Source organism: Bacillus chungangensis, from assembly GCF_030812995.1.
GTDB lineage: Bacteria > Bacillota > Bacilli > Bacillales > Bacillaceae_C > Bacillus_CF > Bacillus_CF chungangensis.
This window is the reverse complement of the sequence record NZ_JAUSTT010000013.1, coordinates 93,950-110,737: the sequence shown is the minus strand read 5'-3', so window position 1 is coordinate 110,737 and position 16,788 is coordinate 93,950. Positions and strand designations below refer to the sequence as shown.

Annotated in this window: 16 protein-coding genes and 1 pseudogene; 10 read left to right on the top strand and 7 right to left on the bottom strand. The window is 37.1% G+C overall.

The features are described 5' to 3' along the window. Positions 1-801 precede the first annotated feature (801 nt). A complete protein-coding gene (locus tag J2S08_RS11995; RefSeq protein WP_307229830.1) occupies positions 802-2,211 on the bottom strand; it encodes a SpoVR family protein in 1,410 nt (469 codons plus the stop codon). A gap of 262 nt (positions 2,212-2,473) precedes the next feature. On the opposite strand from J2S08_RS11995, the gene J2S08_RS11990 reads away from it, so the two are divergent. The 3 genes from J2S08_RS11990 (at position 2,474) to J2S08_RS11980 (ending at position 3,441) form a co-directional block, all read left to right on the top strand. Next, positions 2,474-2,713 (top strand): indolepyruvate ferredoxin oxidoreductase subunit alpha, encoded by a 240-nt coding sequence (locus J2S08_RS11990; protein WP_307229783.1) that lies wholly within the window; start codon positions 2,474-2,476, stop codon positions 2,711-2,713. 49 nt (positions 2,714-2,762) lie between these two features. Then, a complete protein-coding gene (locus tag J2S08_RS11985) occupies positions 2,763-3,077 on the top strand; it encodes a hypothetical protein (protein ID WP_307229781.1) in 315 nt (104 codons plus the stop codon). Between the two features lie 118 nt (positions 3,078-3,195). Further along, entirely contained in the window at positions 3,196-3,441 is a 246-nt protein-coding gene (locus tag J2S08_RS11980) for a YhdB family protein (protein WP_307229779.1), read from the top strand. A gap of 77 nt (positions 3,442-3,518) precedes the next feature. Here the strand turns inward: J2S08_RS11980 and J2S08_RS11975 are convergent, their stop codons facing one another. The 3 genes from J2S08_RS11975 to J2S08_RS11965 all read right to left on the bottom strand — a co-directional run bounded on the left by J2S08_RS11975 (position 3,519) and on the right by J2S08_RS11965 (position 7,719). Beyond that, positions 3,519-4,154, bottom strand: coding sequence for a response regulator (locus tag J2S08_RS11975; protein WP_307229778.1), 636 nt, complete (start codon positions 4,152-4,154; stop codon positions 3,519-3,521). 53 nt (positions 4,155-4,207) lie between these two features. After that, complete coding sequence (locus J2S08_RS11970) at positions 4,208-5,323, bottom strand: GAF domain-containing sensor histidine kinase (protein WP_370875678.1); 1,116 nt, start codon at positions 5,321-5,323, stop codon at positions 4,208-4,210. Between the two features lie 857 nt (positions 5,324-6,180). Next, entirely contained in the window at positions 6,181-7,719 is a 1,539-nt protein-coding gene (locus tag J2S08_RS11965) for a carbon-nitrogen hydrolase family protein (RefSeq protein ID WP_307229774.1), read from the bottom strand. 138 nt (positions 7,720-7,857) lie between these two features. On the opposite strand from J2S08_RS11965, the pseudogene J2S08_RS11960 reads away from it, so the two are divergent. From J2S08_RS11960 to J2S08_RS11950, 3 genes and pseudogenes are all read left to right on the top strand, one after another. Continuing rightward, positions 7,858-8,469: pseudogene (locus J2S08_RS11960) on the top strand (cupin domain-containing protein); the annotation flags it as partial. Between the two features lie 129 nt (positions 8,470-8,598). Then, a complete protein-coding gene (locus tag J2S08_RS11955) occupies positions 8,599-9,036 on the top strand; it encodes a disulfide oxidoreductase (protein WP_307229772.1) in 438 nt (145 codons plus the stop codon). Continuing rightward, positions 9,037-9,504, top strand: coding sequence for a thioredoxin family protein (locus tag J2S08_RS11950; protein ID WP_307229770.1), 468 nt, complete (start codon positions 9,037-9,039; stop codon positions 9,502-9,504). Between the two features lie 37 nt (positions 9,505-9,541). Here J2S08_RS11950 and J2S08_RS11945 read toward each other — a convergent pair whose 3' ends face one another. Next, the gene (locus J2S08_RS11945) at positions 9,542-9,943 is read right to left on the bottom strand and encodes a DUF5365 family protein (RefSeq protein ID WP_307229769.1); all 402 of its coding nucleotides are present in this window, start codon (positions 9,941-9,943) and stop codon (positions 9,542-9,544) included. A 346-nt stretch (positions 9,944-10,289) separates the two neighbouring features. Here J2S08_RS11945 and J2S08_RS11940 point away from each other — a divergent pair, with 346 nt between their 5' ends. Beyond that, positions 10,290-11,189, top strand: a complete 900-nt coding sequence (locus tag J2S08_RS11940; RefSeq protein ID WP_307229768.1) for an RluA family pseudouridine synthase — start codon at positions 10,290-10,292, stop codon at positions 11,187-11,189. Positions 11,190-11,571: 382 nt separating this feature from the next. Here the strand turns inward: J2S08_RS11940 and J2S08_RS11935 are convergent, their stop codons facing one another. After that, positions 11,572-13,866, bottom strand: coding sequence for a transporter substrate-binding protein (locus J2S08_RS11935; protein ID WP_307229767.1), 2,295 nt, complete (start codon positions 13,864-13,866; stop codon positions 11,572-11,574). A gap of 478 nt (positions 13,867-14,344) precedes the next feature. Here J2S08_RS11935 and J2S08_RS11930 point away from each other — a divergent pair, with 478 nt between their 5' ends. The 3 genes from J2S08_RS11930 (at position 14,345) to J2S08_RS11920 (ending at position 16,421) form a co-directional block, all read left to right on the top strand. Next, positions 14,345-14,527 carry a hypothetical protein gene (locus J2S08_RS11930; protein ID WP_307229765.1) on the top strand — a complete coding sequence of 61 codons (183 nt, stop codon included), beginning with the start codon at positions 14,345-14,347 and terminating at the stop codon, positions 14,525-14,527. Further along, on the top strand, positions 14,520-15,935 hold the full coding sequence (locus tag J2S08_RS11925; RefSeq protein ID WP_307229762.1) for an amidase: 1,416 nt from the start codon (positions 14,520-14,522) through the stop codon (positions 15,933-15,935). Before J2S08_RS11930 ends, J2S08_RS11925 begins: the two co-directional genes overlap by 8 nt. Positions 15,936-16,112: 177 nt before the next feature. Beyond that, positions 16,113-16,421: a DUF3870 domain-containing protein gene (locus J2S08_RS11920; protein WP_307229759.1), complete on the top strand. Its 309-nt coding sequence runs from the start codon at positions 16,113-16,115 to the stop codon at positions 16,419-16,421. A gap of 135 nt (positions 16,422-16,556) precedes the next feature. On the opposite strand, the gene J2S08_RS11915 is transcribed toward J2S08_RS11920, so the two are convergent. Next, the gene (locus tag J2S08_RS11915; RefSeq protein ID WP_307229757.1) at positions 16,557-16,769 is read right to left on the bottom strand and encodes an acetyl-CoA carboxylase biotin carboxyl carrier protein subunit; all 213 of its coding nucleotides are present in this window, start codon (positions 16,767-16,769) and stop codon (positions 16,557-16,559) included. Positions 16,770-16,788: the final 19 nt, after the last annotated feature.

The following is a 16,788-nucleotide window of genomic DNA, read 5'->3' as shown; positions in this document are numbered from 1 at the left end:
TCGCCATCTATTTATAAATCGTGCTGCATTTACTAGTCTGATCCTTATTAAAAAGATAGATTAAGAGTTTTATATCGCTTTTTATCCAAAAGAAATGGTTCATATTTATCATTTTTAATAGTCTGACAACATTAACAATAGGTTCTTCTCTCGTCCATTTATAGAAAAGCTAAATGTAAGATCGGAAAAATCATTGAATAAAAAAATTTGGCCAATGTACGATAACGAAGTTGCCAATCACCTTTTATTTGCAAACAATAAAAACTTTTGAATGTTACCATAAATAATTATTTCCTTCATTATTAAAAAATACTTAGGTTGGCTTTCATTCTTATTATTGAATACAAAATGGCTTCCCTATTTTACCACTTAGCATTGGCTATCGTCAATTTTCGATCTTCTTCTGATAAAGCCAATATTCCATTCACAAAAGCAAAGGAATTTCCTAAGCGGGAAGAACTTTGCTTACTAATGTTTACTATGATGGATTTAAAATGCACTTATATGATGTATGGATGAATTTTCATTCAAATTTCGAAAACCTAAGAGACAAGTAGTTCCTAAACGAAATCCAGGTGATCATCTGTTTCCATTTTTGTGCGTATTTTCTCCTCACTTTTTATGCGGGTTTCTTCACTTCCAAATGAATGAACAATTTTTGTTTCAACTTATTCAAACAGCAATTCTTATTATTAATCTAAATATTCATTGTTTATTTCTCTTGTTCTTTTGTAACTGAGTGAGTTTTGCGCTCATTAAAAAATCCAGCGGCGTTTCTGTTGCCACTGGTGAAAAGTGTATTTATTCATGTAAGTATTTTCTTTGTACACTCTTGCCATTATAAGTAAACAACATCCTTTTCTTTTCTACAACTGTCTCTAAATGAACAATTCTTCCCCAAAGTTGATATATATATGGAAGTACCTTCTCCAAATATGTTAAATCAAGTTCAATACCTTCAAAAACATGCTTTAAATAAAGCTCTCCATTTTTGTTATAATCACCATCATTTACGGTTATATAAGGGAATCCACCATTGACACGTGAACTTACAAGCTGATCACGAATAGCCTTCCAATCCTTATCAACTACCTTATAATCACGGCCTTGTTTTTGAAATAAATACATATCTTCTTGGAGCACCAATTCCTTCGTAAGATAATTGCGCATGAAAGAAATATCTGATTCCATTTCTCGCACTTCAAATATTTTTTCTTGGCCAGATTGTGGCTTTATTCCTCTTTCTTTCATTTTATCTGTAGGGTTATTCCAGCGTTCTTCTATATCTTCAAAGATTTTCACGCCAAGATAGTATGGATTGAGACTTGTGCGTGAAGGCTGAACCACTTCTGCATTTAACTTAGCAAATTCAATTGCTTCATCACTTGTTAAATCCAGCTCCCGAAGAATTCGTTGATGCCAAAATGATGCCCAGCCCTCGTTCATTACTTTCGTCTCTAACTGTGGCCAAAAATAGAGCATTTCTTCACGAATCATTGTCATAATGTCACGCTGCCAATCAGTAAGTTCCCTGCTATATTGTTCAATAAAGAGCACCAAATCTTTTTCAGGTTCTGGTGGAAAAGGCTTTTTCTTTTTTTCCACAGGCTTTTCCTTCTTTTTATCTAAACTCCAAAGGTCATCATATGGGGTAGCTGCTTTTTGTTTCTCCTGCTCCCATTCTTCCTCCTCGTTCATATCCCAATTTAGCTGAGATCTCATCAAAGAAGGATCAATATGTTCTTCAATCGACAAGACAGCATCTAAAAAACGCTCTACTTCCTTTTTTCCATAGGACATTTCGTAAGAGCGAATTCTTTCGGCCGTTGCTGCCATACTTTCGACCATATCACGTTTTGTATTCTGAAATCTTACATTATTTTTGAAAAAATCACAGTGTGCCAAAACATGTGCGACAATTAATTTGTTTTGAATCAAAGAGTTCGTATCAAGTAAAAAAGCATAGCAAGGATTAGAATTGATCACTAATTCGTATATTTTACTTAATCCTAAATCGTAGTGAGTTTTCATTTTAAAAAATTGCTTTCCAAAACTCCAATGAGAAAATCGCGTCGGCATCCCATAAGCTCCGAATGTATATATAATTTCAGCAGGGCAAATTTCATAGCGCATTGGATAAAAGTCCAGTCCAAATCCACTAGCAATTTCTGTTATTTCTGAGATAGCGTATGCTAACTGTTTATCTGGCATATGATTCACTTGACAGCTCCCCTTTTTTCTTTTAAAACAGTCTATGTAGATAGTTGAAAAATCATGAAAAATTGAATATCATGTGTTAAAATACAAGAGATGTGGTAAGGTTAAGTAGATGAGTATTTTACCCTATCTGTGTCATCTCACGACCATTTCAGCCTAAAGTTGTAGTAATGATGGTTCGTATTTTTGTTAACATTAGAGAGGACTGCTCAGTATCCTCAAAATATAAATTTTTTCTTAAAGGTGGTTGTTTTCAATGGCGTTTGTGATTACCTCCCCGTGTGAAGGGGAAAAAGCAGCAGACTGTGTAGAGGTTTGTCCTGTTGACTGTATTGAAGAAGGAGAAGATCAGTTTTTTATCAATCCCGATATCTGCATTGATTGCGGAGCTTGTGAAGCTGCTTGTCCTGTTGAAGCGATTTATATCGAAGATGAACTGCTAGAAGAAGACATGATATACCTTGAAAAAGCACGTAAATTTTTCAATTTAGACTAATGCTGGCAAGGCTGGATATGATAGGTGAGTCAATCGGGAAATATAAGTATTGGAGCAAATAAATATGGCTGACGGTATTTTTATGATGATTGCAGCTTTCGTAATCGTCATTTTGGCAGCAACCTTTGGTACGATTTTAACAAAAAAATATCATAAGACAAATGATCCAAAGAAAAATATGCCGCTGCTTGCCACAATTATTACTGCTGTTGTTTTTACCATTGCCTATTTTCTAAGTGTAAAAAACAATACAAATATTGATTTTGTGCTATCTTGGTTAATTTTAACTATTGGATTATATTTTTCAGCTAGTGTCGTCTTTTTTATCTGCTTTATTATTCCAAAAATGCACGCTGATGGCTAATCACCTTCAGCGTTTTTTAAATCCGTAAAAAAATCATAAATAGGCAACTTTTACAGTGCAACTTTATGAAATAACAGACATACAATAAACATACCTCTTTTCAGGAGGAGGGCTTCGATTGGAGAGAGTGGATTATGATCGTGCTTTATATTATGCACATCGCTCCCAATGGGATGATTTATTAGTTCTCATGGTGCGAACAAAGGATGACTTGCTTTCAAAAAAGATAGAAGACTTGCTCTCTGCTTATCATTTTTCAAATGATTTGTCAGTAATCGAACGAAAGCTTTACTCTTTGCTGCGTTATGTAGAGCATGCGAATGACATGATGTTAACCGCTAATCATATGGAGCAAATGTTCTAAAAAAGCAGTTAAACACTTGCTGTAAAGAACAGATGAGAAGCCAAAATAGCAATGGGATAATTTTCCCATTGCTTCTTTTATTTTTGCAAACCATGTTTCACCGCATATAATGCTGCTTGCGTTCGATCAGCAACCTCTAGTTTTGAAAAAATATTAGATACGTGCGTTTTGACTGTTTTTTCTGTTATATAAAGAGCTGCAGCAATTTCTTTATTGCTTTTTCCACTTGCTATTTCTTTTAAGACATCATGCTCTCTCTTCGTTAATTGCAAATGAAGCTCTTTACCCTCGTTTTGATTGATTCTCGTTAATAAGTGATTGGTTGCTTTCGGATGCAGTGTATTTTCACCATGAACAAGCTTGCGAATAGATTCTACCAATTCATCCGGTTCAATATCCTTTAATTGATATCCAGCAGCTCCAGCTTCAATAGCTGGAATCACATGGTCTTTATCCGAAAAACTTGTCAACATCATAATATGCACGTCTGGAAACCTTAATTTAATGCGCCTTGTCGCCTCTATGCCATCCATTATTGGCATAATCAAATCCATTAAAACAACATCTGGCTGCAAACGTTCCACTAGCTGTATCGCTTCTTTTCCATTACTCGCTTCCCCAGCTATTTCAATGTCTTTTTGGGTTTGCAAAAAGAAGGTTAATCCTCTACGAACAATATGATGGTCATCTGCAATTAACACACGTATCGCCATGTCTCTTCCTCCTTCATTTTAGCTGAGAGCCAGATTTACATTCCTTATACGGTTTAGTAAGGGAGTATAACATGAATAACCGTACCTTCTTTAGGCTTGCTCTTGAGCATAAACGTTCCATTCATCGCTTCAGTACGCTCTTTCATGCTTTCAACCCCGACAGTTGGAAGTTTTTTGCTATCATCATAAAAAAATCCAATGCCATGATCTCTTATTGTAAAAGCTACTTGATGCTTGAATACTTGAAGCTCCAGAAAAATCTCTGACACTCCAGCATGTTTCTTACAGTTGTTTAATGCTTCCTGGCTAATGCGCCATAGCGTTTCTTCCACAAGCGATGGCAGTGAAATCACGCCTTGCAAACTTACATGAACACGTAATCCAAGCATCTCGCCATAACCTTTAATTGCTTCGATTAATCCTTTTTCTAAACCATGGGGTCGCAGCTGCCAAATTAGTGCGCGCATTTCCGTCAAAGCATCTTGAGCCATTTCCTGTATTGAGTTAAATGTTTTCTTCACAATAGGATCTGGAGACATTTCATAGCCGCCTCTTGCAGTTAATGTTAGCGAGAACAATAATTGATTAACCGCATCATGCAAATCCCGTGCAAGACGATTTCGTTCTTCCACAAGCGCTATTTCCTGTTCTCTTTTTGTAAGCCGAATTCGTTTGATTGCAGAGCCAATTTGTAAAGCGATTGATTCCAAAAAAGCCAACTCATCATCAGTGAATTTTTCTTTAAATGGAGCAGCCACGTTTAATAAGCCAAACAATTCATTGCCTGACTGCAATGGGATTGTCGCATGGTAAATAATACCATTCGCCTCTCCACTATTTTTTTTTAATACTTTTTCAATGCGTCGGCATTCAATAATATTTGTAGCCTTTTTTAAGCGATTATCTTTTAATCGGTCGACACACCAACAATTTCCTTTCTTCAAAGACTGGCATTGATTCATACTTAATGCGGGCGGTAAATTTTCGGCAGCTGCTAAATAATGTCCTCCATTTTCTTGTAAGAGAAAAACCCAGCCAGTAGTGAAACCAGTTGCTTTTAGAAGTTTTTTTAGTACGCCCTCCACCATTGGCAACAATTCTGTTTCTTCATTTAAGAGTTCGGCAATTTCTTTTAGAATTTGTAAATGTGCTTGCTTCTTCAAATGAATGCTCCCTCCATCATGACAAACATTTCTCAATAAAGTGAAACTTCCATGAGTGGGGGTTTTCTCTCATCCCCCACTGATAGGAAGTAGAACAAAGGCTAAGGACGCAACGTCCTCGAAAAGGAAACCGCTTTTCTTCGTGCGATGTATCGCTGTCGAAGCTTTCCTTGTCCTGTTGCAACGCCTTTGTGACCGACATCCTCGAAAAAGAAGAGCACTTTTTCTTCGTGCGATGTTGATTCAAGAAGCTTTCCTTATCCTGTCGGCCCGAACCAATCGAACATTTGACTTTCAGTTATCCACCACCTAGCGCTTCTGATTCCTTTTACTCCCCGAGGTGGGGGTCTTACTGCCAGTTAGATGTGGGATAAATTGGCAAATGGTTTCATGTTGATATTTCAACATTTAACCCGGCTTCTGTTAGTTCTTATTCTCTTCATTATAAAAAAAAAGCACATGGGAAGCATTCTTAATAAGATGGAATTCCCTCTACGACTTTTGTCTGAATGCTGAGCTTTTTAGTAGCAATAAAGTAAATTTCTATTAGTGCTTCCTTCACTAATAAGAAGTGAAACAAAGGCAATCGCTTTCCTTATCCTGTAGGTTCTCTACCTAGCACTTCTGATTCCTCTCACTTAACGAGATGAGGGGCTTGATTTTCCAGTAAAATGTAGTCACTAACACAGCATTTCATTTCTTTATATATCAAAACTTCAGGTTCTTTTTCTTTGTTTTGTACATATGTATCACATCTTAATTTCTTCAGCCTAATAATAGTTTAAATAGAAAGATTGCATGCTAATTGTCCGTTTCCTTATGACAAAACATAGCATACAATCTTTGACGTTTGATTTTCCTGTTTATTTTTTGTATTTTACTTCATAAACGTCTTTGCGTCTGTCTTTTAGCTGTTGAACAATCCCATTCTGCCGCTGGCGCCGCAAGACTTCTAAATCTACATCACCAATATGTGCCATTTCAATGTTAGGATTCGTCTCCCCAACAATGCCGTCACGAGCAAATTCAAAATCAGATGGTGAAAAAATAGCGGATTGGGCATATTGAATGTCCATATTTTCTGCTTGCGGCAAATTGCCAACAGTTCCAGAAATAACCGTATAAATTTGATTTTCAATCGCACGAGCTTGGGCACAATAACGAACACGCAAGTATCCTTGTCTATCCTCTGTACAGAAAGGAGTAAAAATAATTTTCGCTCCTTTTTCTGCTGCAATGCGAGCTAACTCAGGAAATTCAATATCATAACAAATTTGAATGGCAATCAGGCCACAATCTGTATCAAACACTTTTACTTCATCACCGGCACTAATTCCCCACCACTTTCGTTCATTTGGCGTAATATGAATTTTATATTGTTTTTCTATTGTGCCATCTCTACGGAATAAGTAAGAAATATTAAATATTTCTCCACCTTCTTCTACAAAATGAGAACCGCCGATGATGTTGACGTTGTAGCGAATTGCTAAATCGGTAAAAAGCTCGATATACTGTTCCGTGTAATTTGCCAACTTTCTAATTGCTAAAGAAGGCGATTTTTCATCTAAAAAGGACATAAGCTGAGAAGTGATAATCTCTGGAAAAACAACAAAGTCTGAATCTGCATTTGATGCTACGTCTGTAAAGTATTCCACTTGGTTGGCAAAATCCTCAAAAGAAGAGATTTGCCGCATCATATATTGTACGACACAAATTCTTACTGGATAACTTGTCTTAAAATGCCGCTTACTAATAGGAACGTAATCTATATTATTCCATTCCATTAACGTTGCAAACTTTTTCGATTGTACATCATCTGGCAAATAATTAGGATTAATACGAATAAGTCTAAAATCATTTATCAATTGAAAAGTAAGAACAGGATCATAAATTTGATGGCGTTTTACTGCCTCCACATATTCCCTTGCACTCATATCCTTTTCATATCGATGATAATATGGGATTCTTCCCCCAATAATAATACTTTTTAAATTTAGCTTCCGAGCAAGATCCTTTCGCGCCTCGTATAATCTTTGGCCTATCTTCATACGACGGTATTGAGGATCTACCATCACTTCAATTCCGTATAAATTATAGCCATCTGGGTTGTGATTCGTAATATAGCCATCATCTGTCACATCATCCCACGTGTGCATATCATCATATTCATCAAAATTAATAATCAAGCTTGAACAGGAAGCAATGACCTTTCCTTCATATTCTGCGACAAACTGTCCTTCGGGAAAAATGTTTAAGTGACTTTCCAAATGCTTCTTTTCCCATGGCTCCATCCCAGGAAAACAAATATCTTGCATTCGAATAATCGTGTCAATATCCTTCTCTTCTAAATTTCTAATGATCATCTTTTTTTCAAACTGTGATAAATCCAATGAGTCTGACACATTGTCAGCTCCTTTCAGCTGTTTATCCTTCTATTTTATCACTTTCTATAAGAAATCATGATAAATTGCGCTTGTCGGAATAATACAGCAGCAATAACTGTTTAGCACATATTTCAAAAACACTCATTGTAAGAGCGTTTTTCTGAAAATGATACCTTCACCATCTCTGATTGGTTTGCCCATACACCAAAAGATGTGCTTTGCTGCGAACTTCGGCGTATCGGACTCATATACCGAAGAAACAGCGATATATGTTTCAAAGCAAAGTGCCAGGCCCTATTGCAGCGGAAAAGATCACAAGTCCAAATGGTACCGTACCGAAGAGTTTCAAGCATCGTCTGCTTGCCCAGAAATCTTTACGAACTTCAGGGGGAACTGTTCGGATAGTAGATTCAACAAATTTCCCTGTCTCAACCGCCATTGCGGCAGTACTTGTTGAAATAGAGCCGGGCGGAATGCGAGAATTGCACTGGCATCCAAACAACGATGAATGGCATTATTATCTTTCAGGAAAGGGGCAAATGACGGCATTTGCAGCTAATGGAACAGCGTACTTTTGATTTCAGTGCTGGTGATGTAGGGTACGTGCCATTTGCATTTGGGCATTACATTCAAAATACTGGAAACGAAAAGCTTTGGTTTCTGGAAATGTTCAAAAGCAGCCGTTTTGCAGATCTCTCGTTGAACCAGTGGATGGCGTTAACCCCTCATAATCTCATTCAAGACACTTTGCATGTTTCATTTTATTAAAAAGTGTTTTTCAATACATGCTTTTATTTTACTTTTCTCTGTCATTAATACTATAATTTTGAGAGAATGTTATTCAACATTAGAAAATGCACGCCAGCCAATCATTTATGAATAGAAAGGGTTGTAAAGATGAATAAACGATCATCTACATTAGTGGAAAACAGCTGGTTTTTCGCTTGGGGGGTAGCGGTTATCGCATTATTTGGCAGCTTGTATTTTTCTGAAATCCGCCAGTATGAACCATGCACTCTCTGCTGGTATCAACGTATTTTGATGTATCCGCTGTCGATACTAATCGGTATTGCTGTTATTAGGAAAGATTATCAGCTTTCTTTATACACGATTGTACTATCAGGAATCGGAAGTTGTGTTTCTCTCTATCACTATTTGATTCAGAAAGTCCCGTTTTTCAGTTCAAATGCGCCAGCTTGTGGGCGTATTCCCTGCACCGGAGAATATATTAATTGGTTCGGTTTTATCACGATTCCATTTCTGGCACTCACCGCTTTCGTGCTAATTTTTATTGCAAGTATGATCGTGTACCGGAAGTACAAGGAGGAAATGTAAGTGAAAAAAATTATCATTTTTTTAGCTGCAGTAGTCAGTATCTTTATTGTGATTGTACTCGTAACGAATATGCAAAAAAATCAAAAACTGGAGAATAATCCTTATCAAACAAAAGATCTTAAACCTGAAACGATTGATCAGCTAGACGATCCTCTCTATCAAAATATTATTCTTCCAGATGAGTTAAATGCAAAACTGGACAATAAAGAAGATGTTACTGTTTATTTCTTTAGTCCAGTATGTTCTTATTGTAATAAAACAACTCCTATCGTTTCGCCGTTGGCAGAAGAAATGGATATTGATTTAGTGCAATTGAATGTTTGGGAATTTGAGGAAGCATGGGACGATTATAATTTGGAAGTAACACCTGTTATTATTCATTATGAAAATGGCAAGGAAAAAGACCGTATTACTGGTTATGGAGAGAAAGAAGCCTTTGAAAACTTTTTCAAAGAAAATGTAAAATAGATTAGGAAGGCACCTCTTTTATCAGAGGTGCCTTATGTTATACTAAATATTCATTTACTGCTTTTGTGTAAATACTAATATCGGTTCCTGGCCTCATATCTCGGAATGCATGAAGACTGAAAGGAAAACATAAATCAAACTGCTGCAAAGTAGACACATTTTTAGTGAACATTTCTTCATATTGGTAGTGATAGTGTCCTTTTTCCAATGACTCTAAAATAATAATAATCGTTTGCAAACTTGTAATCACTTGAAAAGAGTAGCGCATGATACCAGTATATTCTTGGCAGCGTTTAGTCGTCTCCAATACTCCCAATGTCTTAAAATGCTCAATTTCAACATCGTGGAAATGTTTAGGGAAAATCTGTTGATAAATATATTGAATCAATTCATTCATTTTTTCTTCTTGTTCATTTGTTGTTGCTTTTAAAACTTTCATTATGTAAAGCACCTGCCTTTTCAGAATCAAGTGAGATTTCATCCATTTGTCGATTTTCTGTATCCCTATAAAAAGAGAATCTCAAGCTAAGAACGCAGCTTCCCCGAAAACCTATGACGAGCGTATTTAATCAAGGGGGAGTGCGTAGTGGATAAAAACCTCACGAAAGGTTCAGCTTTCTTCAACGTCTAAACATGCAAATTACTGAACCTTATTGACGATATCGCATTAAGCATATCATAGATAAAAGTCTATGAATGGTGGTAATTCAAGGCATTGCTGCTAGAAAATAAGCTAAAAATAATGCAGCAGCTTTTCGCATTTTATCGTAAAGGAGATCATCATTATGACAGCTTGCCAGCAGCACCTTGTAACAATCGTTATCCATGAAAAAATAGCAGGCCTATCCATCGAAGAACTTCTCAAACAATATTGGCGTGCACCTAAAAAACTCGTTCACCAACTGCGAATGGAAAAAGCAGTGACAATAAACAAAGAGAGTCAAAATTGGAAACAAGTTTTGCAAGTGGGAGATGTTCTGCATATTCAATTGTGTGAAGACAGCCAACATCCGATCTTAGCGTCAAACAGTTCAATTGAAGTGTTATATGAGGATGATCATTTGCTCATTGTCAATAAGCCCGCACAAATGGATACCCATCCAAATGAAGCGGAGGAAACAGGAACGCTTGCTAACGTCGTTGCCGCATATTTCCAAAGAACAAATCAACAAAACCAAGTTAGACATGTTCATCGACTCGATAAAGATACAACGGGAGCGATTTTATTTGCAAAACATTCACTAAGCCAAGCCATTCTTAACAGAATACTTGAAGAAAAACGTATAACCCGTATTTACCATGCGTTGGTAACTGGAAAAATGAAAGAAAAATCAGGAAAAATAAAGGAGCAAATTGGGAGAGATCGACACCATCCTACGAAAAGAAGAGTATCGAAAACGGGACAGTCTGCAGTTACCTATTATCGCGTATTAAAACAATACCCTAAAAAAAATCTTACACTCGTGCAGTGTTCACTCGAAACAGGCCGAACACATCAAATAAGGGTTCACCTTAGTTATATTGGACATCCGATAGCTGGCGATGTTCTTTATGGAGGGGAAAAACTTTTTAACCGGCAGGCTTTGCATGCGCGGCAAATTATATTAGAGCACCCATTTACAGGTGAGATCATTGAATGTACAGCTCCTTATTTAGATGAACCTGCTATTTTTAGTGAAGTATAAAGTGAAACTTCCATCAGTGGGGGTTTTCTCTCATCCCCCACTGATGGTTAGTTGAACCAATCGGACATTTACTGGCAGTTATCCCCCACCTAGACTTCTTTTGATCCCTCTTACTCTTGAGGTGGGGGTCTTACTGCCAGTTAGATGTGGGATAAAAGCAACAATTTTTAATGGTGCTGCAATGGCAGCACCATTATGATCGTAAACGCTTACTTTAAATAAAGTGAAACTTCCATCAGTGGGGGTTTTCTCTCATCCCCCACTGATGGTTAGTTGAACCAATCGGACATTTACTGGCAGTTATCTCCCACCTAGACTTCTTCGATTCCTCTTACTCTTGAGGTGGGGGTCTTACTGCCAGTTAGATGTGGGATAAACCAATTTATTTACTAGATTGAAAATGTGAACGATTAATTCCAAATTGCTGGATTTTCCTATATAATGTGCTTCGAGCAATGCCAAGTATGCTGCAAGCTTCATTTATTGTTCTCGTTTCTTTTAACACTTGCTCTATGATTCTTTTTTCATTTTTCCTTAGCGAGCCTACTGTTGCATGTCCCTTGCTATCCCCTTTGATAAAGCGCGGCAAATGTGATAGTTGAATATGAGATTGGTTTTTCCCAGCTAATAAAAATGCACGTTCCATTACATTTCTCAACTCTCTAATATTTCCTGGCCATTGATATTGGACTAGTTTTGCTAATGCGTCATCACTAACTGCATTCGGACCTTCTCCATATGTTTGATGAAACTCTTTTAGACACTCTTTACATAAATGATTAATATCTTCTGGGCGTTCACGAAGGGGGGGAATATGAATAGATAATACATTTAAACGGTAAAAAAGGTCAGTTCGAAAGGAGCCATTATAAGCAATTTCTTCTTGAAGATTTCGGTTTGTCGCCGCAATGATTCTCACATTTACTATCCGTTCTTTATGATCCCCTATTCTGACGATCTTTTTTGATTCAATTGCCCTCAATAAAACTACTTGAAGATCTAAAGGCATATCGCCTATTTCATCTAGGAAGAGAGTTCCATTATTGGCTGCTTCAAATTTGCCGATAGCTCCTCCTTTTTTGGCACCAGTAAAAGCACCTTCTACATATCCAAATAATTCACTCGCAATCAGTTCTTTAGGAAGCATTGCTGTATTTACTGGAATGAATGGCTCATTTCTGCGGTCGCTCTGTTCATGGATGGAGCGCGCAACCACTTCCTTCCCTGTGCCAGTCTCCCCTAAAATAAGCACATTTGCTGTTGATTGCGAAGACAGCTGAGCAACTTGAAGCTCCATTTGGTAATCGTGATTCATCGTCTGAATACGTCCGAAGCAATAAGGAGACTGATGCAACAGATCATTTATTTTTTCTTTCAATAAAAAAATTTGCTGATGATTTGTCTTATAATGAATCACTTCATATAATTCGCATATTTCACGATACAACTCTTTTGTGAGTCTTTGCCCTTCTACGAGTTGCGTAAGCTCTTTTCCCTTTTTACTTGAGTATAAGATAACATCATGTTGAGAAATAACGAAAAGAGCCTCTTCGCTCAATTTTCCCCAAACTTCTAATTCAATGTCATTAAGATAGTCATGTTCTCTCGCTTTCATTCTAAATGGTTTTGCTGGAATGCATTTATTTGAGTCCCAAACGATTTCAAATTGGCCATTAGGAAGAGCTTTCCCAATTTTTACAGGCCTTGAAAGATGGCAATAATCTCGTTCTACACTTACTGGACCACAAGCCGTTTCGATTTTTTTTCCACTTAATTGCTCAAAAACATGACGAAAATCACTGTTCTTTTCTTCTAAAATACAATCCAAAATAATTTTAGCCCCTAAGTATGTGTTATACATTGCGGAAGAAATAACGCACTTCTCTCCTAAGTAAGTGTGGAACTTTTGTATAAAGATTCGATTAAGAGGATTGCTGAATGACTGAAAATAACTTGCGGAACTATAATGCCCTGCAGCTAATGATTCTCCTATCATGTTAATTTCAGATTCTTTCATAATAGGACTAAAAATAGGAATTTTTTCTGGCTTCAGATTCATGCGTTTATACGTTCTATAGAATGGAATCATACTTTGGCCGACAATTGTTGAAAATATTGCGTCCGGTTGTTTTAAAATAACTTCTTCTAAAATAGAGTCGAATTTCTGATAGCCAAAAGGAACATATTTCTCTCCGATTAGTTGTCCATTATTTTCCTTTAAATACGTTTTCACTTGTCCAACTGTTTCTCGTGAATAAATATAATCAGAACCAATACAATAAATGCGTTTCCCATAATGGGACGTTAAATAATGAAGCAGTGTATGAACTTGCTGATTAGGGACTTCTCCTGAATAGAAGACATTTGGGTGGCACTCTTTCCCTTCGTATAAAGTTGGATATACCAAAAGGCAATCATATTTTTCCAACACAGGCAATACCGCTTTTCTGCACGCTGAACTGTAGCAGCCAATAAAAACTTTTATCCCCTCTTTAGCAAGAGATTCCGCTTCTTTTGCTGTTTTCATAGGATCAGAACAAATATCACGAACAATCGCTTGCACCTTTACATGATCTTTGTTGTATTCTTCAATCGCAAATTTGGCGGCATCGCATTGGCCCCGTTCTGTTAAAGCAGTCGTACCTGTTAAAGAAAATAACAAACCTACGCTTAACATGAAAGAAATCCTCCTCTCTCTGTACTGTCTTCGGACATCGTCCCAAAATGAAACAAGACGGTTTATGGGGAATATTATAGCAAAAAAAATAATATTTTTAAATTTTTGTCTTTTTTTGCTACATTCCTTTTCAAGTGAAACTTCCATGAGTGGGCTTTTCTCTCATCCCTACTGATAAGAAGTTGAACAAAGGTCAAAAGCGTCCTCCAAAAAGGAAAATGCTTTTTTCTTCGTGCGATGTTGGATTCAAGAAGCTATCCTTATCCTGTAGGCCCGAATCGATCGGACATTTGACTTTCAGTTATCCCCACCTAGCACTTCTAATTCCTCTAACAGTAAGATGTAGGATAAAAAACCTTCATTTCTCATCATTTTTAACAATGGCATGACAATTGCATAAATAATCATCGTCGACAAAACAAAGGGGAATTTATTTGTTTGTCATGAAAAAGAAAAATAATACAAGGAGATGATTTTTTTGAAACTCATAATTCATGAGCGATTAAAAAGCAAAGGTGTAGATGTACCTGCCCATCATATTGATGAGTTGGAATTACGTTGGGAAACGATAGAACGTCTAAAAGGAGATCAAGCAAATGCATTGTTAGACGATTATGATATCGCACTTCGCCATCTTCCAGGGGGTGATTACGATGCATAAAAGCTTCATTGAGAAACCTGTAGAAGAGTTAGCGCCTCTTATTAAAAAAAGAGACATCTCCCCTGTCGAATTAACGAAAGCTGTATTAGATCATGCCGAAACACATAATAAACAAATCAATGCCTATATCCAAATCACACGCAGCAGTGCAGAAGAAGCCGCTTTAAAGGCAGAAAAAGAAATTGCCAATGGCAGCTATCGCGGGATGTATCATGGGATTCCAATGGCAATAAAAGACAATCTATATGTAAGAAACGAAACAACAACAATGGCCTCAAAAATCCATCAAAATTTTGTTCCAAATTTTGATGCGACTGTCGTCGCTAAGTTAAGAAACGCTGGTGTTATCTTTACTGGAAAATTAAATATGCATGAATATGCATGGGGGATTACGAATAACAACCCACATTTTGGAGCATGTACAAATCCGTGGGATATTGAGAAAATTCCTGGAGGATCTAGTGGAGGATCAGCAGCAGCTGTTGCCGCCGATATGAGCTTTGCTTCTTTAGGTACGGATACCGCAGGATCGATACGAATTCCTTCTTCTGCGTGCGGAATCGTAGGATTGAAGCCAACTCACGGGAGAGTAAGTAAATATGGTTGTTTTCCGCTGGCATGGACACTTGACCATATTGGACCGATGACAAAAACCGTCAAGGATGCAGCAGGCTTGCTTGAAATTATTGCTGGATACGATAAGAATGATCCGACTTCCATTCATGTTCCAACAACCGCCTATAGCGAATATTTAACTGGAGAGATGAAAGATATCGTAATTGGGATCAATGAGGAATATTTCTTTAAACATGTAGACTCTGAAATTGAGAAACTAGTTAGAAAAAACATACAAAATTTAGTTGATCAAGGAGCACAAGTAGAAGAAGTAGAAATACCAACATTAAAATACGCTGAATATGCTGAATTAATCACCATTTTAACGGAAGCAGCAACCATTCACCATCGAAACCTATTATCAAGACCTGATGACTTTGGGGATGACATTCGCCTTCTTTTTGAATTAGGCGAGATTCCATCTGCCGTAGAGTATCTTCAAGCCCAACAATTAAGACAGCAGCTAAAAAAAGATTTCCAACGGGCCTTTGAAAAGGTAAACGTTTTAATTACGCCAACATTGCCGATCATGCCGCCAAAAATTGGCGATGATCTTGCGGACTTAAATGGAGAGAAAGTTGATCTTATTAACCATATTATTCGATTTACTGGCCCCGGTAATCTAACTGGCCTGCCTGCTTTAAGCGTGCCATGTGGCTTAAAAGACGGAATGCCTGTTGGCCTGCAAATTATCGGACCTGCCTTCAACGAAGCAACCGTACTAAATGTCGGTTATGCGGTTGAAAAAACAAATCCATTAGCAAATATTAAACCTCAATTGTCGTTAACTTAAACATATTGACTCTTGTGAGGGGGGGCCATTCCCCCCTGATAGGTAAATACTCTTAAACATCTTTATTCTTGCAGGTTAAACAAGCTTCCTTGGCGTATACATAATATAGGATTTTCATTTTTCCATTATTCTAAAATTAGGGAAGGCAATGACTTATAGGAAGGCGGGGAATGGAAATTGAATACATTGTTTATTGCTGGACATGCGAAACTTCCAGCTGGAATGGCTGCAAAAAGTATTTATGAAACATTAACAATAACGGCTGAAATTGATAAAAAATATGGGGTCATGATTGAAGTTAATTGTACACTAGCAACAGAGCATGGCCGGCAATATATTGCAAATTTATTAAGAGGCCACAGCTTGCGTGATGGAATTGATGAGCCTTTAGAAGAATTAAAAAATGGCTATTTCGGAAAAGCTGGTAATGCACTCGCATCAGCATTGAAGGATTTATATAAGCAATATCAATTACTTCCTGTTTAAGCATTTGATGGAATGAGGAAAGCATGGCAGCAGAACAATAAAAGACGAACTAGCCTTCTCTCATTGCTTTCATTATTCAGCTGCGCTTTCTTCTTAGTCTATAAAGAGAAAACAATGCCTTTATCTCATTTTTCCTTATTCAAGTTCGATTAACGTTTCTCCTTCATTAATAAATCCTCCTTCCTGAACAAGAACATCTTTTACAACGCCATCTTGCTCAGCAGCTATTGGAATTTCCATTTTCATCGATTCTAGAATGACCACATCTTGCCCTGCATTCACTTTATCTCCTTTTGAAACAAGAATCTTCCATACACTTCCTGCCATACTCGCATTTATATTTGTCATATCTAACATCCTCCTACTA